The 23686-nt window shown below is 61.0% G+C and carries 12 protein-coding genes and 3 rRNA genes; 2 read left to right on the top strand and 13 right to left on the bottom strand.

Annotated elements, in window-relative coordinates; translation table 11 throughout:
- Positions 1 to 59 precede the first annotated feature (59 nt).
- The 7 genes from KCX59_RS05030 to KCX59_RS05000 form a co-directional block, all read right to left on the bottom strand.
- Complete coding sequence (locus KCX59_RS05030) at positions 60 to 548, bottom strand: pyridoxamine 5'-phosphate oxidase family protein (RefSeq protein WP_179019896.1); 489 nt, start codon at positions 546 to 548, stop codon at positions 60 to 62.
- Between the two features lie 104 nt (positions 549 to 652).
- A complete protein-coding gene (locus KCX59_RS05025; RefSeq protein ID WP_256871735.1) occupies positions 653 to 1870 on the bottom strand; it encodes an MFS transporter in 1218 nt (405 codons plus the stop codon).
- Between the two features lie 400 nt (positions 1871 to 2270).
- Entirely contained in the window at positions 2271 to 3734 is a 1464-nt protein-coding gene (locus tag KCX59_RS05020) for an FAD-binding oxidoreductase (protein ID WP_178996070.1), read from the bottom strand.
- A gap of 101 nt (positions 3735 to 3835) precedes the next feature.
- Entirely contained in the window at positions 3836 to 5854 is a 2019-nt protein-coding gene (locus KCX59_RS05015) for a glycoside hydrolase family 13 protein (RefSeq protein ID WP_179019894.1), read from the bottom strand.
- Positions 5855 to 5856: 2 nt separating this feature from the next.
- On the bottom strand, positions 5857 to 6792 hold the full coding sequence (locus tag KCX59_RS05010) for a sugar ABC transporter permease (protein ID WP_091465525.1): 936 nt from the start codon (positions 6790 to 6792) through the stop codon (positions 5857 to 5859).
- Positions 6792 to 8450: an ABC transporter permease subunit gene (locus KCX59_RS05005; protein WP_179019892.1), complete on the bottom strand. Its 1659-nt coding sequence runs from the start codon at positions 8448 to 8450 to the stop codon at positions 6792 to 6794. The genes KCX59_RS05010 and KCX59_RS05005 overlap by 1 nt, the downstream gene beginning before the upstream one ends.
- Positions 8451 to 8546: 96 nt before the next feature.
- Positions 8547 to 9845 (bottom strand): sugar ABC transporter substrate-binding protein, encoded by a 1299-nt coding sequence (locus tag KCX59_RS05000; RefSeq protein ID WP_179019891.1) that lies wholly within the window; start codon positions 9843 to 9845, stop codon positions 8547 to 8549.
- A 209-nt stretch (positions 9846 to 10054) separates the two neighbouring features.
- Between KCX59_RS05000 and KCX59_RS04995 the strand changes: the two genes are divergently transcribed.
- The gene (locus KCX59_RS04995) at positions 10055 to 11803 is read left to right on the top strand and encodes a glycoside hydrolase family 13 protein (protein WP_256871731.1); all 1749 of its coding nucleotides are present in this window, start codon (positions 10055 to 10057) and stop codon (positions 11801 to 11803) included.
- Between the two features lie 20 nt (positions 11804 to 11823).
- The gene (locus KCX59_RS04990) at positions 11824 to 12846 is read left to right on the top strand and encodes a LacI family DNA-binding transcriptional regulator (RefSeq protein WP_178996060.1); all 1023 of its coding nucleotides are present in this window, start codon (positions 11824 to 11826) and stop codon (positions 12844 to 12846) included.
- Positions 12847 to 12853: 7 nt separating this feature from the next.
- Here the strand turns inward: KCX59_RS04990 and KCX59_RS04985 are convergent, their stop codons facing one another.
- From KCX59_RS04985 to KCX59_RS04960, 6 genes are all read right to left on the bottom strand, one after another.
- Positions 12854 to 13312 carry a GNAT family N-acetyltransferase gene (locus tag KCX59_RS04985; protein ID WP_179019987.1) on the bottom strand — a complete coding sequence of 153 codons (459 nt, stop codon included), beginning with the start codon at positions 13310 to 13312 and terminating at the stop codon, positions 12854 to 12856.
- A 55-nt stretch (positions 13313 to 13367) separates the two neighbouring features.
- Positions 13368 to 13862 (bottom strand): SRPBCC domain-containing protein, encoded by a 495-nt coding sequence (locus KCX59_RS04980; protein WP_178996056.1) that lies wholly within the window; start codon positions 13860 to 13862, stop codon positions 13368 to 13370.
- Between the two features lie 121 nt (positions 13863 to 13983).
- A 5S ribosomal RNA gene (gene rrf / locus KCX59_RS04975) occupies positions 13984 to 14100 on the bottom strand.
- Between the two features lie 161 nt (positions 14101 to 14261).
- Positions 14262 to 17415 (bottom strand): 23S ribosomal RNA (locus KCX59_RS04970).
- 570 nt (positions 17416 to 17985) lie between these two features.
- Positions 17986 to 19506, bottom strand: a 16S ribosomal RNA gene (locus KCX59_RS04965).
- Together the 16S, 23S and 5S rRNA genes form the textbook arrangement of a ribosomal RNA operon.
- 517 nt (positions 19507 to 20023) lie before the next feature.
- The gene (locus tag KCX59_RS04960) at positions 20024 to 23686 is read right to left on the bottom strand and encodes a 1,4-alpha-glucan branching enzyme (protein ID WP_179017098.1); all 3663 of its coding nucleotides are present in this window, start codon (positions 23684 to 23686) and stop codon (positions 20024 to 20026) included.

Raw genomic sequence — 23686 nt, 5'->3', positions numbered from 1 at the left:
GGGCTCCTCTCCGTTAAACGGTGAGGAGCCCGGACGAGGACGGGTTTCTGCGTGCCGGGCTACTCGCCTCTGGCCGTGGGCGCTTCATCCAGCGGCGTCCACCACGTCACTGCGGGAGTCACTGTGAATCGCCGACCCGTCACCTGGCTGGGAGTGATGCGGATGAACTGGTCCTTTTGGCCTGCTTCCCATGGGAAAAGGAGGAGCCCGACGGTATCCAGCACGTCCTGCGTGAGTTTCACGGCAGATGCTTGGCCCTTGACCACAACGCTCCATGCCACCCCTGTTTCGGCATTAACGCCGTCGGCTTCGATGGCCACGGGCGCGTCGCCCAGGGCTGCATGAAGTTTGGTTCCTTCGCCAGTCCGGAACACCATGGTCCCGTGATCAACCTTGTAATTCACGGGGAAGATGTCCGGGTGGTCGTCCACCACAACGGCAAGCCTGCCCACTGAGACGCCACGGAGGAGCTCCCAGCATTCGTTGGTTTCCAGGATTTTCGTGGCAGGTGTTTCCGGCTGTTGCGTCCCTGATGGTGAGTTAGTCATATCGCCGAGGATACGCCGCGGAGTTGCTGCCCGACAGGCCGTGGCTCGGGTTCCGGGCGGCCAGTCCCGGTCTTGTTCGCTGCGCCCTTCCTCGTACGGCCGGATTATCGAACAAGGCTGGCTTTCGAGACATTCTCGGCCTGTCGGCTTCCCTGATGAACAGTCACCATTGGTCCCCGGATTGCCAGGAACCCGGCACCGGCCAGCACTACGGCTTCGGCGGCGAGCGCCCAGAACGTCAGCTCCCAGCCGCCGGTCATGGTGTGCAGCAACCCGGCGCCCAGCGGACCGAGGGACGCCAACGCGAAGCCAAATCCCTGGCTCATTGCCGAAAGCTTTCCCGCAGGTTGTGGTCCGTCAGATCGGATCACCACCAACGCCATGGCGAGCCCGAATCCGGCGCTCTGCACAACCCCCAGAATCCCGACCATGAGGAACTGCAGCTCAACCGGCGACGTCAGGACTCCCAACAGCGCAAGCGCCACAGACACCCCTAGCCCCGGCGCCATGATCCGCAGGATGGCAGGACGACCGGCCAGCACGGGTGCCAACAAACTTGCCGGTAGCCCGGCCAGGCTGAACCAAGCGAGCAGGGCAGCGGCATCGGCTGCTGCGAGCCCACGGGATACCAAATACACCGCCAGCCAGGATGTGATCGCGAAGTAGAGCATGGCCTGGAGGCCGAAGAACGCTGTCACGGCCCACGCGGTGCGCTGCTTCCGGAGCGGGACGGCCCGCTTTCTCGTGACAATCGTCGACGCCGCGTCCCCGGCCAGCGACCTAGCGGCGCCATCCCCGGCGGGGCCTCCGGCACGGTGGATCAGGAAGGCTCCCAACAGCGCTGGGACAGCCCACACAGCCAGCGCTGATGGCAGGTTGCCGCCGAAAGCGTGCTCCAGTGGCTGGACCAGTCCGGCCCCAAGCGCCGCTCCGAGCCCGAACCCCATGGTGCACAGTCCCGTCCACCAGCCGGTGCCGCGGTTTGCTTTGACGATCTGGGGCACCAGGACACTCGCGGTCATGATCGCCATGCCGGCCAGGAATGTGCCCGGCAGCAGGAGTGCCGGCACGGTCGCCCGAACCACCAGCGCTGCAGCGAGAACCAGCAAAGCAAGAGCCACAGCCCGCCCGGTGCCGAATCGTCTAGCCAGCCAAGGCCCGCTGGGACCGGAAATACCAAACGCCAGCACGGGCAGAGTTCCCAACAAGGGCAGCAGCGCGGGGTCCAGGTTGAAAACTCCCGGAACCTGGTTCATGACCCCGGCGACGGTCGTAATGGCCGGTCGAAGGTTAACTGACACCACAACAAGTGCGAGCAGCATAAGGCCAGTCATCAACCTCGGATTCAATCCCGCCCCAGCCAACCGCTTCACACGCACGTCATTCCCCTCATAGCCACTTTGGTATACCAAGTAAGACTAAGAGGTGATACGCAGAAAGTAAATGCCGTAAACAATGGTGGCTAAGACGACCCCAAGTACGACGCTGTCAAGTTTGGAATACCAAGAACCGCAAAGGCCGTCCGTGGACGGGTTCTGAACGTGATAGAGCGTCACAACCAAACACGAGCGACGTGAAAGAGCGTCACGCTCAAGCACGAGGGACGTGATAGAGCGTCAGAGAGTCGTCCGCAGGGCCGGAACGCGGCAGCGCGCGTCTAAGGGAGGCACGACCGAGCGCGCCGAGCGTTTAGGCCCTGCGGGCCGACTCAAAGGCAAGACCCTAGATAGCCTTCCCCGGGTTCAGAATCCCCTGGGGATCGAACAGTTCTTTGATGCGCCGCTGCAGCTCCCTCACGGGCTCGGGCTGCTCCAGGCCGAGCCATCGCAGCTTGTATTGGCCAACGCCGTGCTCACCTGTGATGGTGCCGCCCATATCGAGGCCGACTCGAATGGATTCGTCCAAGGCAGCATTCAGCCTCTTCAGGGCCTCCGCATCGGTAGCAGGGTCAACCCTGTCCATCCAGAAAGTGGGGTGCAGGTTGCCGTCGCCGGCGTGGGCCACTACTTTGAGCCGGACGTGGAATCGGGTGGCCATCGCCTCGAGTTCGGCTACGAAATCGACCAGCCGCGAGCGCGGGACGGCGATGTCTTCCCCCACCCTGAATTCGTCATCCACTTCGACGCCGCGGCTGTTGCGGCGCATTTCCACCAGCATTTCGGCTTCCGCACTGGCTTCCGTGGTCACTGTTGCGCCGCTTTCAGCGAGGACTTGCCGAACGACGTCGGCTTCTGCAGCCGCACCGAAGCCATCGGTCTGGATCAGAAGTAATGACTTGCCGCGTTTTTGGAGGTCGCCGCCATGGAGTTCGTCGAGCTGCACCAAGGTGCCGTTGTCCAGGAGCTCCATGATGGCGGGCTGTACCCTGGCCTTGCCCACAGCGAGCACTCCGGCGGCGGCGCTGCGGAAGTCCTGGTAGAAGGCGGCGATGGTGTGGACCTCGCGAGGCAGGTACTTCAAGCGGACAGTCACGCCCACCACGATTCCCAGCGTTCCTTCAGACCCGACAAGGAGCGCGGTCAGGTCATAACCTGCGACGCCCTTAAAGGTCTGGTGGCCGGTATGCATCAGCGAACCATCCGCCATGACGACGTCCAGGGCCAGCACGGAATCGCGCGTTACACCGTATTTGGCGCAGCGCAGTCCTCCGGCGTTGGTGGCAACGTTGCCGCCGATGGTGGATATCTTGTAACTCGCCGGGTCGGGCGCGTACATCAGGCCGTGTTTGGCCGCGGCAGCGTTCAGTTCGGCGTTGATAACGCCTGGTTCGACGACGGCGGTCTCGTCGTCGGGGTTGAGGTCCAGGATCCGGTTCATCCGTTCAAGGCTCAGGACGATGCAGCCCTGGGTGGCATGCGCTCCCCCGGAGACACCGGTTCCAGCACCCCGGGCGACGATCGGCACCTGATGCGCCGCGCAACTGCGAACAATATGTTGCACGTCCTCCACGGACTCGGCCCACACCACAGCCAGGGGCAGATGCCTCTCCAGCATTGGACCCTGATCCACCGAGTACACGGTGAGGGTTTCTTCGTCGCCCGCCATCTGCCCGGCCCCAAGTCCAGCGGCAAGCTCCTCCACGAAAGTCCCCTGGATGGCAGGTGGCTTGGCGGCTTCCCCTCGGCCCACCGTGCGTTCCTTGATGCTTTCCCCTGATGTTCCGGCGATGGCTGTTTCGTCCGACAAGGCTTTCCCTCCACATGAGCACCGCGGACACGCCAAACCGGCAGTCTTCGCAGTCTTTTCCTTGCCAGTCTAGCCAGCACCGGCGGGGCATCGGGCAACCTTTAGTGCAGGGGAAGCGGGGTTCCGGGGATCGCCCAGATTCCTGCGGAGATACCTTTCGAGCGTAGACAAACACCTTCGACGCCGGATGGACCGGAAGTTGCCGATGCCGATGCCGATGCCGATGCCGATGCCGATGCCGATGCCACCGTGCCGGAGTGGTGCAGGGGTAGCAGTAGCAACGCCCTAAGCTGCGCGTCGCTGAGAACCGAATCGTCGAGGACCACTTGGGCAGCATCCCTCGAGACGAAGACCAGCACTGAAGACTCCATGGTTTCCCGGACAAAGATCATGGCGTCGCCCTCTGCGTGCAGCCATCGCACACCACCCTCAGTCAGCGCGGGCATTTCCTTGCGTAGCCGCCCGAGGCTTGCGTAGACGGATCGCAAGTCCTTAACCACGCGATGATCGACCACAGGGGCCGGCTTACCTTCCGATCCCGACTCAGCCCACGGCATGGGAGTCCTGGAGTCCTCGCCGTTGAACCCTTCGAATCCAAATTCATCGCCGGCAAACAACACCGGAACTCCCGGCAGGCAGAAGGTGAGCACCGCACCCGCTTCCGGGCCGCCGTCGACCATTACCGTTGCTGCCCGCGCTGTGTCGTGCGTATTGAGCGCGTTCATGTTGTTTTGTCGCACAGCCCAGCTAAATCCCGCTGCGAGGTCTTGATGCGTCGCAAGGAAATCTTCAGCGGAGATCCTGTAGGGCCCCGACTGGGGTGAGCCGAAGAAGTTTACGTTCGGCGCGTCTTTCGCGAGCCAGGACCATAGCGGCCGGGTGAGGTTGGAGTACGTCATGGCACCCTGCCAGTGCTCACCCGTAACGTCGGGGGCGGCATCGGATGTGGACTCAGCGAGCAGGGCCGCGTTCGGGTTGATTTCACGCACACGGTCAGCGATGAGCCGGGCAACTTCATGGTTGAGATCCACAGATCCAAGGCGTCCGGTCATGTTGCCGACGTCGATCCTCCATCCATCCAGGTTGAACGGCGGCTTAAGCCAACGGGACACCACGGAATCATGGTCCGTCACGAAACGCCGGCGGAGAGCTTCCGAGGACCAGTTGAATTTGGGCAGCGACGGCACTCCCCACCACGACTCATAGCTGGAATGGTCCGGGCTGAAGTAGTAGTAGCCGGCTTCCTCTGATCCAGGATCGGCGAGCGCTTTGACGAACCATTCGTGGGCAGCGCCGGAGTGGTTCGCGGTGAGGTCCCCCATGACGCGGATGCCCCGCGCGTGTGCGGCTTCAACCAAATCCACCAGGGCCTGGTCGCCACCCAGGAGCGGATCCACGGAATCGAAGGTGGAAGCGTCGTAGCGGTGGTTGGAACGTGCAGGGAAGAAGGGCGTCAGGTAGAGGACATCCACCCCCAGTTCCTTCAGGTGGTCCAGGTTGCCCGTGATCCCGGGGAGGTCTCCCCCGTAGAACTGTGTGGAGGCTTCCTCGCCCGTTCCCACCACCGGGGTATCCCAGGAGCAAGCGATGGCCCAGTCTGGCGTGGGGTGTCCGTCCGCTTGGGTGGATCGGGCGAACCGGTCCGGGAATACCTGATACATGGTGCCCTTGCCCAGCCACTCCGGCGCCGGGGCGAACGCCGTCAGCCTAAAGTCTGCTGAATCCGAAACGTCCCGGGCGAACAGGCCTTGGGCGTTGAGGTTCCAGTAGCGCCGCCCGACGGTAGTGCCAACCAGTGCGCCACCAGTCGGCGTGTCGGCGGCAGCACCGTCGTCGTGCGTGTCAGTGACTTCCAGCAGGAAGCGGTACTTGGCCACCGGGTTCGCCACCAGCATCGCCGCTTCCCACCAGTCCCAGCTATCGGCGGAGCCGAGCCGGAATGCGGCATCGTAGCGGGGCTCACCGTCCTGGACAGAACGGACCCAGACTTTCGACGCCGGTCCCCAGCCCTGCGGTACGCGGACCCGGAGGCGAACGGTGTCGCCGAGGGACACAGGCCCGGGTGCGGTGTTGGATACGAAGAGGCTCGAGCCGTCGTGGTGCGGAAGGGCGATTGGCATGGTCAGCCTTTCACTGATCCGGCGGTAAGTCCGCTGACGATGTATTTCTGCAGGAAGAGGAACAGTGCCATGACCGGGATCGCGGCGATCACGGCCCCGGCCGCGAAAACGCCCCAGTTCTCGGAGCGCTGCTGGGCCACGTAGGAGTAAAGCCCGACGGCGAGCGTCTGGCTGTCCGGATCGGTCAGCACCACGCTGGCGATGACGAACTCGCTGGAAATGCCGATGAAGGCCAAGAGACCCACAACCGCCAGAATGGGCGTGACCAGTCGCAGGATGATGCCGAAGAAGATCTGCACGTGGCTGGCGCCGTCGATCTTGGCGGCCTCATCCAGTGACTGCGGGACTGTGTTGAAGAACCCGTACATAAGGTAGGTGTTCACACCCAGCGCTCCGCCCAGGTACACCATGATGAGACCCAGCTGGCTGCCCAGCCCCAAGGCCGGAATTACCTGCGAGATCCCGCTGAGGAGCAGGAAGATCGCGACGACGGCCAACAGTTGCGGGAACATCTGCAGCAGGAGGAGGGTCAGGAGTCCCATCCGGCGACCCTTGAAGCGCATGCGGGAGAAAGCGTACGCGGCCATGGCGCCGAGGAAGACAGTAGCGGCGGACGTAACCGTACCTACCACCAACGTGTTCACGAACCAACGGCCGAAGGGTCGGGTGGGGTCACTGAAGAGTGCCACGAAGTTACCGGTGTCGAACCTGGAGAACAGCCCGTTGGAACCCACAAGGGTGCCATTGGAATCCAGGGCAGCGGAGAGCACGTAGAGCAGCGGGAACACGGCGAAGATGGTGGTGACGATGCCCACCACATGCCGCCAGCCTTTGTCCTTGAACCAGACCCCAAAGGGACGGCGCTTTTGCGTCAGCGGCGACGGGCCGCCGTCGACCGTTGTTGTTTCCTTGCTGGAGGCCAGGGTGCGTACGCTCATCAGTTCACGTCCTCGAGTGCTTTGGTCTGCTTGAAGCTGATGGCCGAAATGGTGGCCACGATGATGAAAATGATGATTGCGAGCGCGCTGGCCAGGCCGTAGTCGCGGCCCGTGCCTTGGCCGAACGCGACTTTGTACACCAGCGTGATGAGGATGTCGGTGGAACCGATATCGCGGTCAGTGTCCGCGAAGCGCGGCCCACCGCCGGTGAGCATGTAGATGACGTTGAAGTTGTTGAAGTTGAAGGCGAAGGAAGAGATCAGCAGCGGCGCCACGGACACAAGCAGCAGCGGTAGCTTGATGGAACGGAACACCCGCCAAGCGGAGGCTCCATCCATGCGGGCTGCCTCGTCGATTTCGGACGGCAGCGACTGCAGGGCGCCGGTGCAGACCAGGAACATGTACGGGAAACCAAGCCACACGTTGACCACCAGCACGCTGATCTTGGCCAGGACGGGGTCCGTCAGCCAGCCGATGTTCGCGCCGCCGAGCAAGGTTTGGTTCAGCCACCCGAACTCGGGATTGAGGATGCCGGACCATACCAGGCCGGACAGGAAGGCGGGAAATGCGTAGGGCAGGATCATCAGGATCCGGTACACCTTCTTTCCCCTGAGGTCCTCACGGTTGAAGGTCATTGCCAGGAAGAGGCCCATCACAAAGGTGAGGGCGACGGACGCGATGGAGAAGGTGAACGTCCACAAGATCACGCCCACCAGCGGCCCGCGAAGGCTGGGATCCGTGAAGGCCCGGACGAAGTTGTCCATTCCGACATCGATCTTCCAGCCGGTGGCCAGGGTATCTCCGTTGGCATTGGCGAAGGCGCCCTTGCCGTTGTCGCGGTATTCCGTGCCGGTTTCGATGTCCACGAACGTGTCCGTAGCGGCGTCGTAGTTGAGCGCCGGCTTGAACTGGTAAGCCGTGCTGCCGTCTGCTGTGCGCAACGTTCCATCGGCGGGATCGTCCGAAACCGGGACCGTGATCTTCAGGATCTCCTGCTGGTTGGCCACGATCTCCTGGAACTTCAGCGTCTGGTAGCCCGGCAAGGAGTTGGCCTTGCCCGCTGAGTCCTTGCCGGCGTCCGGGGCTTCGGCGAGCGGATCTCCGGTACTGCCGAATTGCGCCCTCCCCGCAGGATCGGTGAACAGCAGATAGAACTCGTTGCCCTTGGTGAGCACGGATGCCTTGTAAGCAGGCGAATCGGGTACGCGTTTCTGCGCTGTCAGCTGGATGGCCGAAATGGCATCGTCCTTAGTGCTGTTGTGCCCATCGCCGTAGTTGGTGAAGGCGATGTAACCGCTGAATACCACCACCAGGACCTGGAACACCAGCAGGAACAGGACCCCCGGGGCCAGGTATTTGGCCGGCAGCCCGCCTTTCCGGAGGTAGATCCAATTAATGGCCAGGACCACCAACGACGACACTGCCAGCGCAGCCCACGACTGGCTGAGGAAAAGCATCATCAGGACGTACACCGCGAAGGCGTCCACAAGTCCCAGCAGGACAACTTTGAGGATGGTGCCCTTGAGGGAATCCGGATGGCGTGCGGGCTTGGCTGGTCGTGCGGGCTTCGCTGGACGGCCGGTGCTGCTGCTGGAAGGCTCGGCCGGGGCCGCATGGCCTTGGCTGGAGGGCAGTTCGCGGAGATCTGGTTTTGGCATTGTGGATCCTTGGGTGAAGCGGTTGGCGGCAGGTAGGGCCGGGCTGTGGAGTGCCGCCCGGCCCGGGCAGACCGGTGGAGTTATCCGGTTGCGGTACTAGCCGCCGATCTTGGACTTGATGCTGTCTGCCATCTTGGTCCAGGCCTCAGCCGGATCGCCTTGGCCCTTGATGATGGCCAGTTCGGTAGCACCCCAGTCAGCCCACACCGCGCTCATTTCCGGGATGGCCGGCATGGGAACGCCGGTGGCACCGATCTTGCCGAATGCCTCCACCACGGGATCGCTGGCGGCCTTGTCGAATGACGCCTTGAGGGCCGGAGGCCGTCCTCCTGCTGCATACATGGAGTCCTGAGCCGACTCGGAGGTGAGGTAGTTGGTGACGAACTCGTTGGTGGCCAAGGCGTTGGCGCTCTTGGCGCTGATGAAGAAGCCGTTGACGCCGATGAACGGCTGGGCAGGCTCGTTGCCGGCGGTGGGCAGCTCGTCTACGGAGAACTTGATGCCCTTCTTCTGGACATCCGGAACGTTCCACGGGCCCGTCACGAAGTACGGGGATTCGCCGGCCAGGAACTTCTCCTTGGCAATGTCACCTGTGATGTTGGAGTTGATGATCTTCTCGCCGGCATCGCCCCAGGCGGCCAGCTTCTTGGCGAATTCGACGCCCGCAGCGTCACCGATGAGGAGCTGCTTGGCGTCATATTCGCCGTCGGCGTTCTTACCGAAGACCTGTGAGCCCATGGAGGACTGCAGCGGGTACAGGTGGTAGGGATCGCCCTGCTTCGGGTCCATACCCACCAGGAACGGGAAAGTGGCTTTGCCATCTGCCACGGCCTTCTTGCCGTTCGCCACTACTTCATCCAAGGTGGCAGCTTTGCTGTCCACGATGCTGGTGTTGCGTAGCAGGGCAATGTTTTCGATGGCGTAAGGGACGCCGTAGACAGCGCCGTTGTAGGTCATGGCCTTGATGGAGGAATCCTGGAACTGTCCGGCTTTGTCACCCAGCTCGACGGGTGCGATGACACCGTTCTGGACGAACTTTCCAATCCAGTCGTGGGGTCCGACGATCAAGTCGGGCCCCTGCCCGGTGGGCACCTGGGTGATGAAGTCGTCGCGCACGGCGGCGAAGTCCTTGACCACGAGCTTCACCTCGATGCCGGTATCGGACTTGAACTTCTCCGTGATGTCCTTCAATGCCGGTGAACGCTCGGCGTCCACCCACATGGTGATGACACCAGCTCCTGCGGCCTTGAGATCCGGTTTTGCCGCTTCCGAGCTCGGTGCGGTGGAGGCGCTTCCACCGCACGCGCTCAGTGCCAGGGCCGCGGCCACGGAGAGCGCCCCGGTGGCAAAAAGGCGCCGGGTGGTGTGAGTCGCGAGGGTATTGTGCACCTTCATTGGTGTCCCTTTCGTTCTTTTTTGCTTCGACGGCAAGGGCTTGAGGCCCGTCGCATCGCCGGTGACATGGCTCACAACTGCAAGCGCTTCCACACACTACAGTGCTCAAAGCATGTTTGAAAAGCCCACCCCTCCCGAGTAGCGCAAAGACAGCACCCTTAGGACTGGAAACGTTTACAACTTTCAGATTTGTCTTCTACGATGTGTTCATGTCCGTTGATTCCTTGCTCTCGGTTGCGAGCCCCGAGCCCACCACTGTTTTCACGCATGTGACCCCGGTCCACGACGCCTCAATGGCGCACGGATGGTGGCGTTCCGCCGTGATCTACCAGATCTATCCGCGATCCTTCCGGGACCTCAACGGTGACGGCGTAGGCGACTTGGCTGGCATCACTGCCGAACTGCCGCAGTTGGCGGCGTTGGGGGTCGACGCCGTGTGGCTGTCCCCCTTCTATCGCTCACCCCAGCGGGATGCAGGATACGACGTCAGCGACTACTGCGACGTCGACCCCCTCTTCGGCACCCTGCACCACTTCGACGCCCTCATCGCAGAGGCCAACAGGCTCAACCTGCGCGTCATCGCGGACCTCGTCCCCAACCACTGTTCTGACCAGCACGTCGCTTTCCAAGCAGCACTTGCTGCCGGCGCCAACAGCGCGGAGCGGGACATGTTCATCTTCCGTGATGGTCAAGGGCCCGACGGCAACGAGCCACCTAACAACTGGCAATCGCACTTCGGCGGCCCGGCATGGACACGCATCATCGAAGCTGACGGTCAGCCCGGCCAGTGGTTCCTGCATCTCTTCGACTCCTCACAGCCGGACTTCAACTGGGACAACCCTGCCGTCCATGCTGAGTTTGAACGCGTTCTCCGCTTCTGGCTGGACCGCGGCATCTCCGGCTTCCGGGTGGACGTTGCCCACGCGCTGGTCAAGGCCGCTGGCCTCCCCAACTGGGGTGGGCGTGCAGACGGCAACAGCTCCGACGGCTTTCCGGGCCAGGATGCGCCGATGTTCGGCCAGCCCGCCCTGCACGATATCTATCGCCGCTGGCGCTCCATCCTGGAAGAGTACGGACCGGACCGCATCCTGTGCGCCGAAGCCAACGTCGACCCGCTCCCCCGGCTGGCGCAGTGGGTCCGTCCCGACGAAATGCACCAGGCCTTCAACTTCCCCTACCTGCACGCAGGACTGGATGTGAACCGCCTCCGCCACATCATCACCGACTCGCTGGTCTCGCTGGACGCTGTGGGTGCCCCGAGCACTTGGGTGTTGTCCAACCACGATGTCGTAAGGCACGTGTCCCGTTTCGGTTACGACGGACCAGGGCCCCGCGACGGTGACGGCATTGGGCCTGATGACATGCAGCCCAACGAAGAACTCGGACGACGACGCGCTGCTGCGGCCACCATGTTCATGCTCGGACTTCCCGGCGGCGCGTACCTCTACCAAGGCGAAGAGCTGGGCCTACCCGACTCCTCCAGCATTCCCGGCAGCATGCGCCAGGACCCCACGTTCGCCCGCACCGGCGGAGCCCGCATCGGCCGCGACGGCTGCCGTGTGCCGCTCCCCTGGCGTTCGTCAGAACCTCACACCGGGTTCGGCAGCGGCATGGACCCCTGGCTGCCCCAGCCCGAGTCCTGGCCCGCGCTGGCGAGGGACAAGCAAGAGTCCGATCCGGCGTCGCACCTTAACCTGTACCGCCGGATGCTCGCCCTCCGGGCCACGCACCGTCTCGGCGAGGGCTCCCTCGCCTGGGTGGAGGACTACTGCAGTGAGACCTCGCTCGCCTACCTCAACGGCAACACCCTGGTGATCATGAACGTCGGGGCTGAGGCGATGCCACTTCCGGCCGGCGAGACGATACTGCGGAGCTCCGTTGCAGAAGGCAGCGCCGCTGATCTACCAAGCGTTGATCTACTAGGCTCGGGGGAGACAATCTGGCTCACGGCCAGCTAACTTTTCCCCCAAGGAGCAGCATGACCGGCATCAAGGACGTAGCCGAGCGAGCAGGGCTGTCCGTTGCCACGGTCTCACGGGCGCTGAGCGGGAAGGGCAATGTCTCCCCCACGAGCCGCGAACGTGCCCGTGCCGCAGCTGCCGAGTTGGGATTCGTGCTTTCCTACCATGCGTCGAGCCTGGCCTCCGGGCGAACGCACAATGTCGGCTTGGTGGTGCCTTCGGTCCACCGCTGGTTCTTCTCAGCGGTGATCGAGGGCGCCTCAGCGGCATTGCTTGAGGCCGGCTACGACCTCACTCTGTACAACATTGGTGAAAACCCCGCACACCGGCAAAGCGTCTTCAGCGACTTCCTGCTCCGCAAGCGGGTGGACGCGGTCATCGCCGTATCCCTGGAGCTTAGCGAAGACGAAATCGAGCAGCTTCACGCCGTACACCGCCCCATAGTGGGTATCGGCGGCCCCTTACCGGGAGCATCCACCATCAGGATCGACGACTCCGGGATCGCGCTGAAAGCCACCAACCACTTACTGGGTCTGGGGCACACCAAGATAGCGCACATCACCGGCAATGAAGCCTATGACCAAGACTTCCATCTGCCGGGAACCCGCCGCAGCGGTTTTGAAAAGGCAATGAACGACGCCGGCTGCCCGGTCCGGCCCGAATGGATCGTTTCCGCGGACTTCACCATAGAAGGCGCCTACGCGGCTGCGAGGCAACTGCTGGCCAGCGCACCGGAACGCCCCACGGCCGTTTTCGCAGCGTCAGACGAAATGGCCATTGGCACCATCCTTGCCGCCCGGGATTTCGGCCTGCGCATCCCGGACGATCTCTCCGTCATGGGCATCGACGGGCATGACCTGGGCAATGTCCTTGGCTTGACCACCATCGATCAGGATGCCAAGGGCCAGGGGGCATTGGCTGTCCGGACGCTATTGGGTGCCATCAACAACGGGCTGGTTCTGGAACCCGCAGACACAGAGCACCCCACCAAGCTGGTGGTGCGGACAAGTACCGCTGTGCCCAGGCCCGGCGCGTCCTAGGACGTTCCTAGGGCAGCGGCCGTTCCATCACGAGCTCCAGCTTTGACGTGTCCTGCGGATAAGGCCGGCTGGCACCCGTTGTCTCGAATCCGTGACGCCTGTAGAACGCAAGCGCCCTTGAGTTGTACTCATGCACCCCAAGCTCAATGCTTTCCGCTGCCAATTCTTCCGCTGCGGCCTTGCACGCCTCATGGAGGAGTTCGTCGGCCAGTCCCAGCCCGCGATGCTCGGGTGCGACATACACGCTGATCAGCATAGCCTGCAGCGGTTTCTCCGGGCTCTGGGGGTGTTTGACCACCACGCGCATCAGGCCGCACAATCTGCTGCCGTCTTCGCCACCATCGGCAACCAGGGTGATACTGGCGTCCCCGGACATCGCGGCAGCACGCTCCTGCCACTGGGTGTCCGTTTGCCGGCGCGCAGCATCCAGGCTTTCCACGTAGGCCATGGGCGTATCTCTGAGCATCTCCAGGCGGACGGCCCTCAACAGGGCCCAATCTTTCGCGTGGAGCCTACGGATCCTAGGCAACTGCTCCGCCCATGAATCTCACGTAGCGCTCCAGGACACGGGGCCAACCCTCGGCGTAGGACGCGCGCGAGGCCGCGGGGTCTTCGGCGCCCTCCCAACCGTCGTGGACCAAGCGAACCTCAGTGCCCTCTTCCACGGCCCGGAACGATACACGGATCTCGGTGGACCAGAGGGGTGTACTCGCGGGATACCAGCTGGCGTGGAAAGACAATGGCGGCTGCCAATCGTCAATGGTTCCCCACACGGAGGTACGTCCGTCCTCGGCCGTCTCGAGGATCAGGTTCTCTTCGAACTCAACATGTGATCCCTCGCCGAACACGCTCTCTTGGTCCAGCGGCCACCAGAGGTGTGGGTGATCCGTGAATCCCTGGAAGGCATGTGAGACGTTGGTGGGGACCACGACGGTGATGATGAAGGGCTCCAAAGCATCGTCGTCCTGCTGGGACGGCTCGGGCTCCGACTCGGGGTGGCTGAAGAGGTTTTCCATGACCACCAACTCTACCGGGGCAGAAGGCACTCACTTGGGTTAAACAGGACGGCTTCGCTCAAGCGGGACGGTTAAATGCAAAGAGCCCCGACCATAAAGGTCGGGGCTCTTCTCAAATTATGTCCGGCGGTGTCCTACTCTCCCACACCCTCCCGGGTGCAGTACCATCGGCGCTGTGGGTCTTAGCTTCCGGGTTCGGAATGGGACCGGGCGTTTCCCCCACGCTATGACCGCCGTAACCTTGTTACCCGTCCCCGTGTTGTGCCTGGTGTGGGCGTTTTTTCGGGGTGGGAAATCTGTGGTGGTTACAACTGTGGTGTTGTTATTTAGTTGTTGGTTCCTGGAACAAGCGGGTTGTTGTTCGGGAACCACATAGTGGACGCGTGCAGTGTGTTTTGTGTGGTGTAAGTTGTTGGCCTATTAGTACCGGTCAGCTTCACGAGTCTTTAGTCCTCGCTTCCACATCCGGCCTATCAACCCAGTGGTCTGGCTGGGGGCCTCTCACACATAATGTGTATGGAAATCTCATCTTGAAGCGAGCTTCCCGCTTAGATGCTTTCAGCGGTTATCCCATCCGAACGTAGCTAATCAGCGATGCACTTGGCAGTACAACTGACACACCAGAGGTTCGTCCGTCCCGGTCCTCTCGTACTAAGGACAGCCCTTCTCAAATTTCCTGCGCGCGCAGCGGATAGGGACCGAACTGTCTCACGACGTTCTAAACCCAGCTCGCGTACCGCTTTAATGGGCGAACAGCCCAACCCTTGGGACCTACTCCAGCCCCAGGATGCGACGAGCCGACATCGAGGTGCCAAACCATGCCGTCGATATGGACTCTTGGGCAAGATCAGCCTGTTATCCCCGAGGTACCTTTTATCCGTTGAGCGACGGCCATTCCACAATGTACCGCCGGATCACTAGTCCCGACTTTCGTCCCTGCTTGAGATGTCTCTCTCACAGTCAAGCTCCCTTGTGCACTTACACTCGACACCTGATTGCCAACCAGGCTGAGGGAACCTTTGGGCGCCTCCGTTACTTTTTAGGAGGCAACCGCCCCAGTTAAACTACCCATCAGGCACTGTCCCTGACCCGGATCACGGGCCGAAGTTAGATGTCCAAAGTGACCAGAGTGGTATTTCAACGATGACTCCACCCGAACTGGCGTCCGGGTTTCAACGTCTCCCACCTATCCTACACAAGCCACTCCGAACACCAATACCAAACTATAGTAAAGGTCTCGGGGTCTTTCCGTCCTGCTGCGCGTAACGAGCATCTTTACTCGTACTGCAATTTCGCCGAGTTTATGGTTGAGACAGCGGGGAAGTCGTTACTCCATTCGTGCAGGTCGGAACTTACCCGACAAGGAATTTCGCTACCTTAGGATGGTTATAGTTACCACCGCCGTTTACTGGGGCTTAAATTCTCAGCTTCGCCACAAGTGGCTAACCGGTCCTCTTAACCTTCCAGCACCGGGCAGGAGTCAGTCCGTATACATCGTCTTGCGACTTCGCACGGACCTGTGTTTTTAGTAAACAGTCGCTTCCCCCTGGTCTCTGCGGCCCACACCCGCTCACGGAGAGCAAGTCTCCATCACGGGGCAGGCCCCCCTTCTCCCGAAGTTACGGGGGCATTTTGCCGAGTTCCTTAACCATAATTCTCTCGATCGCCTTGGTATTCTCTACCTGATCACCTGTGTCGGTTTGGGGTACGGGCGGCTAAAACCTCGCGTCGATGCTTTTCTTGGCAGCATAGGATCACCGGATCCCCCCATACGGGGGTCCCATCAGATCTCAGGATCGTGCTCGAAGCACACAGGAACGGATTTGCCTATCCCTGACCCTACATCCTTAGACCGGGGCAACCATCGCCCGGCCCGGCTACCTTCCTGCGTCACACCTGTTAATACGCTTACCTCCCGGGATCAGGTCCCGCGCTCGGCCAAAACCCACAACACCACAAGGGTGAGCGGGCAGGCTCCGGGCGGTTAGTATCCCCCGCTTGGCATGGGCGGTTTTTCGCCGGTACGGGAATATCAACCCGTTGTCCATCGACTACGCCTGTCGGCCTCGCCTTAGGTCCCGACTTACCCAGGGCAGATTAGCTTGACCCTGGAACCCTTGATCATTCGGCGGACGGGTTTCTCACCCGTCTTTCGCTACTCATGCCTGCATTCTCACTCGTGTAGGCTCCACCGCTGGTTTCCACCGCGACTTCACTGCCCACACGACGCTCCCCTACCACTCCACACCCCTGAACCACGAAGGCTAGGGCATTATGTGAAATCCACAACTTCGGCGGTGTACTTGAGCCCCGCTACATTGTCGGCGCGGAATCACTTGACCAGTGAGCTATTACGCACTCTTTCAAGGATGGCTGCTTCTAAGCCAACCTCCTGGTTGTCTTCGCAACTCCACATCCTTTCCCACTTAGCACACGCTTAGGGGCCTTAGTTGGTGGTCTGGGCTGTTTCCCTCTCGACTATGAAGCTTATCCCCCACAGTCTCACTGCTGCGCTCTGACTTACCGGCATTCGGAGTTTGGCTGACGTCAGTAACCTTGTAGGGCCCATCGGCCATCCAGTAGCTCTACCTCCGGCAAGAAACACGCAACGCTGCACCTAAATGCATTTCGGGGAGAACCAGCTATCACGGAGTTTGATTGGCCTTTCACCCCTACCCACAGCTCATCCCCTCCATTTTCAACTGAAGTGGGTTCGGTCCTCCACGACGTCTTACCGTCGCTTCAACCTGGCCATGGGTAGATCACTCCGCTTCGGGTCTAGATCACGCCACTACACTCGCCCTATTCAGACTCGCTTTCGCTACGGCTACCCCACACGGGTTAACCTCGCGACGTAACACTAACTCGCAGGCTCATTCTTCAAAAGGCACGCCGTCACAGTTACTTGTGATTACTCACGACTGCTCCGACGGATTGTAAGCACACGGTTTCAGGTACTGTTTCACTCCCCTCCCGGGGTACTTTTCACCTTTCCCTCACGGTACTGGTCCGCTATCGGTCATTAGGAAGTATTTAGGCTTATCAGGTGGTCCTGACAGATTCGCACGGGATTTCTCGGGCCCCGTGCTACTTGGGATACTCCCCAGGCCGTGCACAACATTACGGTTACGGGGCTCACACCCTCTCTGGCCGGCCTTTCAAGACCGTTCACCTATGCCTGCACCTCACCTCACTGGTCCGGCAGAACCAGAACGGAAAGTCCCACAACCCCGCCCATGCAACGCCCGCCGGCTATCACACATGGAAACGGTTTAGCCTGATCCGCGTTCGCTCGCCACTACTAACGGAATCACTATTGTTTTCTCTTCCTGCGGGTACTGAGATGTTTCACTTCCCCGCGTTCCCCCCACGCACCCTATGTGTTCAGATGCGGGTCACACAATCACCTTGCAGCGTTGTGCGGGGTTTCCCCATTCGGACATCCTGGGATCAACGCTCGGTTATCAACTCCCCCAGGCTTATCGCAGATTCCTACGTCCTTCTTCGGCTCCTAATGCCAAGGCATCCACCGTGTGCCCTTAAAAACTTGACCACACAAGATCAATAAACTTACTCGAGAGAACCACGACCACAAGGGCCAGGTTCATTCATAAGAAATTGCTGTAAGAACACACACACCAACCACCCCACCCAAAAGGGTAAAGACGATCAGCCACGTGCGTGTTCTAGATGCTCGCGTCCACTATGTAGTTCTCAAACAACAACCCCGTCAACCAGACCACCACCCACCACAACCCACACCAAAGCGGGGCCGTGCACGATGAACAGTGCTACCGGAAGCAGGAACAAAAGAAACACCAGAAGATGCCCCCATGCATTGCTGCAAAAAGGTCCTGTTGCCTCAGGACCCAACAGTGCGCCAAACACAACCCCACACAATCCACGCCCCGACACGTTCCAAACAACACCACACCCACAAGAGGCACAGGTCGCCGTACTGGCACCAGGACACAACCAGTGAAGGCCATGCCAAACAAGTTTGATTCGTTGATATTCCACCCATGAGCACCCACCGCAGAACAGACGCCTGCGCAATGGGCAACACTGACAACCACCACCACACCCATGCAGGCGCAGCAACCAGCTGTTAGCAGCTCCTTAGAAAGGAGGTGATCCAGCCGCACCTTCCGGTACGGCTACCTTGTTACGACTTAGTCCCAATCGCCGGTCCCACCTTCGACGGCTCCCCCCACAAGGGTTAGGCCACCGGCTTCGGGTGTTACCAACTTTCGTGACTTGACGGGCGGTGTGTACAAGGCCCGGGAACGTATTCACCGCAGCGTTGCTGATCTGCGATTACTAGCGACTCCGACTTCATGGGGTCGAGTTGCAGACCCCAATCCGAACTGAGACCGGCTTTTTGGGATTAGCTCCACCTCACAGTATCGCAACCCTTTGTACCGGCCATTGTAGCATGCGTGAAGCCCAAGACATAAGGGGCATGATGATTTGACGTCGTCCCCACCTTCCTCCGAGTTGACCCCGGCAGTCTCCTATGAGTCCCCGCCATAACGCGCTGGCAACATAGAACGAGGGTTGCGCTCGTTGCGGGACTTAACCCAACATCTCACGACACGAGCTGACGACAACCATGCACCACCTGTAAACCGACCGCAAGCGGGGCACCTGTTTCCAGGTCTTTCCGGTTCATGTCAAGCCTTGGTAAGGTTCTTCGCGTTGCATCGAATTAATCCGCATGCTCCGCCGCTTGTGCGGGCCCCCGTCAATTCCTTTGAGTTTTAGCCTTGCGGCCGTACTCCCCAGGCGGGGCACTTAATGCGTTAGCTACGGCGCGGAAAACGTGGAATGTCCCCCACACCTAGTGCCCAACGTTTACGGCATGGACTACCAGGGTATCTAATCCTGTTCGCTCCCCATGCTTTCGCTCCTCAGCGTCAGTTACAGCCCAGAGACCTGCCTTCGCCATCGGTGTTCCTCCTGATATCTGCGCATTTCACCGCTACACCAGGAATTCCAGTCTCCCCTACTGCACTCTAGTCTGCCCGTACCCACTGCAGAACCGGAGTTGAGCCCCGGTCTTTCACAGCAGACGCGACAAACCGCCTACGAGCTCTTTACGCCCAATAATTCCGGATAACGCTTGCGCCCTACGTATTACCGCGGCTGCTGGCACGTAGTTAGCCGGCGCTTCTTCTGCAGGTACCGTCACTTTCGCTTCTTCCCTACTGAAAGAGGTTTACAACCCGAAGGCCGTCATCCCTCACGCGGCGTCGCTGCATCAGGCTTGCGCCCATTGTGCAATATTCCCCACTGCTGCCTCCCGTAGGAGTCTGGGCCGTGTCTCAGTCCCAGTGTGGCCGGTCACCCTCTCAGGCCGGCTACCCGTCGTCGCCTTGGTAGGCCATTACCCCACCAACAAGCTGATAGGCCGCGAGTCCATCCAAAACCACAAAAGCTTTCCACCACCATGACATGCGCCAGATGGTCGTATCCGGTATTAGACCCAGTTTCCCAGGCTTATCCCAGAGTCAAGGGCAGGTTACTCACGTGTTACTCACCCGTTCGCCACTAATCCCCCAGCAAGCTGGGATCATCGTTCGACTTGCATGTGTTAAGCACGCCGCCAGCGTTCATCCTGAGCCAGGATCAAACTCTCCGTTGAAGTAAAACAAAACCAAACAGACACAACCACACCCACCGGAAATAACGGTAGAACGCGGCTGCACAAAATTCGAAACCAGCTGAAAACCAGACCACCACACACGGGGGTGCATAATGATCCAGCCATAATTTCAACCAATTGAAAAACAATCGGTATCAACAAACTTGGCACACTATTGAGTTCTCAAACAACAGACACACCCGGCACCACCAAACCCCCCACAAGGGGCCAGGATCGCTCCGGAGCAACTTTTCAAACTTACCGGCTGGATCTCTCGGAGTCAAATCGGCCAGCATGACTTGATTTTTCCTTGCGGTATCTTGTCTGCGTGGCGATCTCCACTCGGGGACCAGCGCGGGTACTAACTATACCCCTACTTCCCCGAGATGGCAAAACCCGGCAGCGACACGCTCCCTCCGGCAAGCAAAATCCCCGGAAACACGGGCGGAACGTCCCAAGAAACACAGGGAAGAGGGCCCGGAAGCCAAAGCCTCGGGCCCTCCCCTGTCCTCAGGAACTACTCAGCCGGCGTGAACCAGGAAGCCCCAAGAGGGGGAAGCGTGACAGTCAAAGCTGCCGGCTGGCCATCAGTTCCGGGGGTTGAAGCCTTCAAGGCTCCTGCGTTGACAACTCCCGAGCCGCCGTACGTTTCAGAATCCGTGTTCAGGACTTCCGTCCACTCCCCTGCTGCCGGCACTCCGAGGATGTAGTCCTTGTGCGGACCGCCCGAGAAGTTCACTGCGCAAACCAGCGGCTTGCCATCCTGATCCCAGCGGATGAAAGTCAGAACGTTGTGATCGGCATCTGCGCCATTTATCCACTGGAACCCGCCGGCTTCGTTGTCCCGCTGATAAAGCGCCGGCGTGGACGTGTAGAGCTCGTTGAGGTCCTTGACCAAAAGCTGCAGTCCACGGTGCGCAGGGATATCGGCAAGGAACCAATCCAGTCCGTATTGTTCGGACCACTCGGCTTCCTGGCCGAACTCCGTACCCATGAAGATCAGTTGCTTGCCCGGGTGCGCCCACTGGTAGGCAAAAAACGCACGCAGGTTTGCCAGCTGCTGCCAGCGGTCACCTGGCATCTTGCGAAGCATGGAGCCCTTACCGTGAACTACTTCGTCGTGGCTGATGGGCAGCAGGAAGTTCTCGGTGAAGGCGTAGACCATGGAGAACGTGATGGTGCCGTGGTGCCACTTGCGATTGATGGGGTCTTCGGAAATGTACTTGAGCGAGTCATGCATCCAGCCCATGTTCCATTTGAGCCCGAAGCCCAGCCCGCCGTGGTTGGTGGGCGCCGTGACACCGGGGAAGGCCGTGGATTCCTCCGCGATGATGATAGCGCCGGGGTGGGACTTGTAGACGGTGGCGTTGACTTCCTGCATGAAGGAAATAGCTTCGAGGTTCTCGCGGCCGCCGAACTTGTTGGGCCTCCACTGCCCTTCTTCACGGGAGTAGTCCAGGTAGATCATCGAGGCAACGGCATCCACGCGCAGGCCGTCGATGTGGAATTCCTCCAGCCAATACAGAGCGTTGGCCACCAGGAAGTTGCGGACCTCGCTGCGTCCGAAGTCGAAGATCAAGGTTCCCCAGTCGGGGTGTTCGCCCAAGGCTGGGTCTGAGTGCTCGTACAGCGGCTGGCCGTCGAACTGGGCGAGCGCCCAGGAGTCCTTGGGGAAGTGTGCAGGCACCCAGTCGAGGAGGACGCCGATGCCGGCTTGGTGGAGCGAATCCACGAGGAACCGGAACTCGTCCGGGTGTCCGAATCGTGAGGTCGGCGCGAAATAGGACGTCACCTGGTAGCCCCACGAACCGCCGAAGGGGTGCTCCGCGACCGGCATGAACTCAACATGGGAGAACCCAAGCCACTTCACGTAGTCCACGAGTTCCTTGGCAAGTTCCTTGTAGCCAAGGCCAAGCCGCCAGGAGCCCAAGTGAACTTCGTAAACGCTCATGGGCGAGTTGTGCGGGTCCTTCTGGGCACGGGCACTCATCCATTCCGCATCCTTGAAACGGTAGCTGGCGTCAACCACGCGCGAAGCAGTCAGCGGCGGGACCTCAGTGCCGAAAGCCAACGGGTCTGCTTTCTCCACCCAGTGACCGGCCTTGGTGAGGATCTCGTATTTGTAGCACGCCCCTGCTACAACGCCCGGGATGAAGAGTTCCCACACGCCGGAGGAACCCAGGGAGCGCATCCCGTGGGAGCGGCCATCCCACCCGTTGAAGTCGCCCTTCACACGGACGGCTTGGGCGTTCGGAGCCCAGACAGCGAACGAGACTCCGTCCACCTCGCTCAACGCAGAGCGGTAGTGCTGGACGTGCGCGCCGAGGACATCCCATAGGCGCTCGTGGCGACCTTCGCCGATCAGGTGCAGGTCCACCTCACCCACGGTAGGCAAGTAGTGGTACGGGTCATCGATGGTGACGGGTTCGACGTCGTACACCACTTCCAAACGGTAATCCGGCACGTGGCCGGCCTGCAGCGGTTCCAGGACTGCAGTCCAGACGCCGTGGGCCTCATGGGTCATTTCCGTGCGGCCGGCTTCAGTCACTGCAACCACGGACTTTGCCAGGTGTTTCACCGTACGGATAGTGACGTGGCCGTGATCGTCCAAGTGCGCGCCAAGTACTGAATGCGGCGCGTGGTAAGCGCCGGCGGCCACGCGTTCCAAGGTCTCGGAGTCCACGTGCAGGGGAACTCGGGGCCGTTCGGTGCGTGCAGAGCCAGTCATGTCATTACCTTCCGCTGTAGCTGCCGCATGCTTGCCGCGGCTTGTGTTGTCGAGGATTCGTCGCGATGCGTTCACCGGGATCGACAGCCAGTCGGGCCGGTTCCGCAACTCGTAAACAACCTCGTATAAGGCCTTGTCCAGCCACAATGCCACAAAGAGCGGCGAGCGGCGGTCTATGGTTCCGGGGGTGACTTCGCTGTAACCCTCAAGGAACGCGGCAGCGCAGTCATCCACCCAGGTTTCAGGCACTCTGACGGCCACTTTTTCGTTTTCGCGCGTGGCGGCACCGGCTGCGTAATCGAATGAACGCAGCATGCCCGTGACGTCCCGCAGCGGCAAATCGGGAGTATTGCGTTCATCGATGGTCCGGAGCGGCTCGCCTTCGAAGTCGAGGATGGCCCATCGTCCCGGCTGCCCCTCAGCGCCGGGAACCAAAAGGATCTGTCCCAGATGGAGGTCGCCGTGGACGCGTTGCAACTGGCCGACGTCCCGTGGATCCAGGGCCGCCAGCAGTTCATCGAGGTTCTCGTCATAAGGCCCGACGGCGGACGAGGCTTCCGCCCAGGAGCCGCGGACACGCCTCGCTACAGTCGCGATGATGTCCGGCCCCTGTTCCTGTCCGTCCTGGGTGCCGAACGTTTCTGCGAGCCTTGCGTGAACCGTGGCAGTAGCAGCGCCGAGACCGCGGGCTTCTGCCGTGAAATCCTTGCCGGCTGCGGCTGCCTCTACGGCCAGGCGCCAGGCATCCATCCCGCCGGCAAGGAATTCGTGGGCGACAGTCAGCTCGCCCGTGGCCGCTATGGAACCGCTCGACGCCGGCTCGTGCCACGAGCCGGTAACCCAGCCCAGCGTCGCGGGAACCTCACTGGTTCCCGCTGCTGTCAGGGCCGCCCCAAGTTCCACTTCGGGATTCCTGCCGGCGGCGAGCACCCGGAAGATTTTGACGATCGCTGCGGAGTCGCCGTCGTCAATAATGACGGATGTGTTGGACTGCTCGCCGGACAGGACCTTGACGGAGAGGGGTGTTTTCGGAAGGGCCACACGGCTACGCGAGAGGTGCCCCTGGGCACCGCCCACTTTCCCTTCAGTTCGCATGAGTTCCAGCCAGGCAGTAACAAAGTCCGCATCGTAGACGGCGTCGTACACGAGCTGTAGCCCTAGGTCAGGATCCGTAAATTCGCCCAACAAAGCGGCGGGGGCATCCGCCAGGGGCTTGCTTCGGTAACTCAACGGAACCTGGACGACGTCGGTCCGGGAACCGCCGTCGGCTGTCCTGTGGGTCACCGCCAGCAGCACAACTTCCAGCCCGGTATCTCCCCCGGTAGCCGGCAGCCTGAAAGCGCCCACCTGCTCCAGCGCAAAGTCGGGGCTCTTGACCGGGAACCAGCGCTTGCCTGGCAGCCAGCTCCGGAGAAGTCCTTCAATGGAGGGGTTCAAGTTTTCCTTGCTCAT

Source organism: Paenarthrobacter nitroguajacolicus, from assembly GCF_051027655.1.
Taxonomy (GTDB): Bacteria; Actinomycetota; Actinomycetes; order Actinomycetales; family Micrococcaceae; genus Arthrobacter; species Arthrobacter nitroguajacolicus.
The sequence above is the reverse complement of the archived record's forward strand: the minus strand, read 5'-3'. Positions and strand labels throughout refer to the sequence as shown.

Bases quoted from the DNA above. Each gene is read 5' to 3' on its own strand.
- KCX59_RS05030 (WP_179019896.1), bottom strand. From the start codon at position 548: ATGACTAACTCACCATCAGGGACGCAACAGCCGGAAACACCTGCCACG.
- KCX59_RS05025 (WP_256871735.1), bottom strand. From the start codon at position 1,870: ATGCTGCTCGCACTTGTTGTGGTGTCAGTTAACCTTCGACCGGCCATT.
- KCX59_RS05015 (WP_179019894.1), bottom strand. From the start codon at position 5,854: ATGCCAATCGCCCTTCCGCACCACGACGGCTCGAGCCTCTTCGTATCC.
- KCX59_RS05010 (WP_091465525.1), bottom strand. From the start codon at position 6,792: ATGAGCGTACGCACCCTGGCCTCCAGCAAGGAAACAACAACGGTCGAC.
- KCX59_RS05005 (WP_179019892.1), bottom strand. From the start codon at position 8,450: ATGCCAAAACCAGATCTCCGCGAACTGCCCTCCAGCCAAGGCCATGCG.
- KCX59_RS05000 (WP_179019891.1), bottom strand. From the start codon at position 9,845: ATGAAGGTGCACAATACCCTCGCGACTCACACCACCCGGCGCCTTTTT.
- KCX59_RS04995 (WP_256871731.1), top strand. From the start codon at position 10,055: ATGTCCGTTGATTCCTTGCTCTCGGTTGCGAGCCCCGAGCCCACCACT.
- KCX59_RS04990 (WP_178996060.1), top strand. From the start codon at position 11,824: ATGACCGGCATCAAGGACGTAGCCGAGCGAGCAGGGCTGTCCGTTGCC.
- KCX59_RS04985 (WP_179019987.1), bottom strand. From the start codon at position 13,312: ATGCTCAGAGATACGCCCATGGCCTACGTGGAAAGCCTGGATGCTGCG.
- KCX59_RS04980 (WP_178996056.1), bottom strand. From the start codon at position 13,862: ATGGAAAACCTCTTCAGCCACCCCGAGTCGGAGCCCGAGCCGTCCCAG.
- KCX59_RS04960 (WP_179017098.1), bottom strand. From the start codon at position 23,686: ATGAGCAAGGAAAACTTGAACCCCTCCATTGAAGGACTTCTCCGGAGC.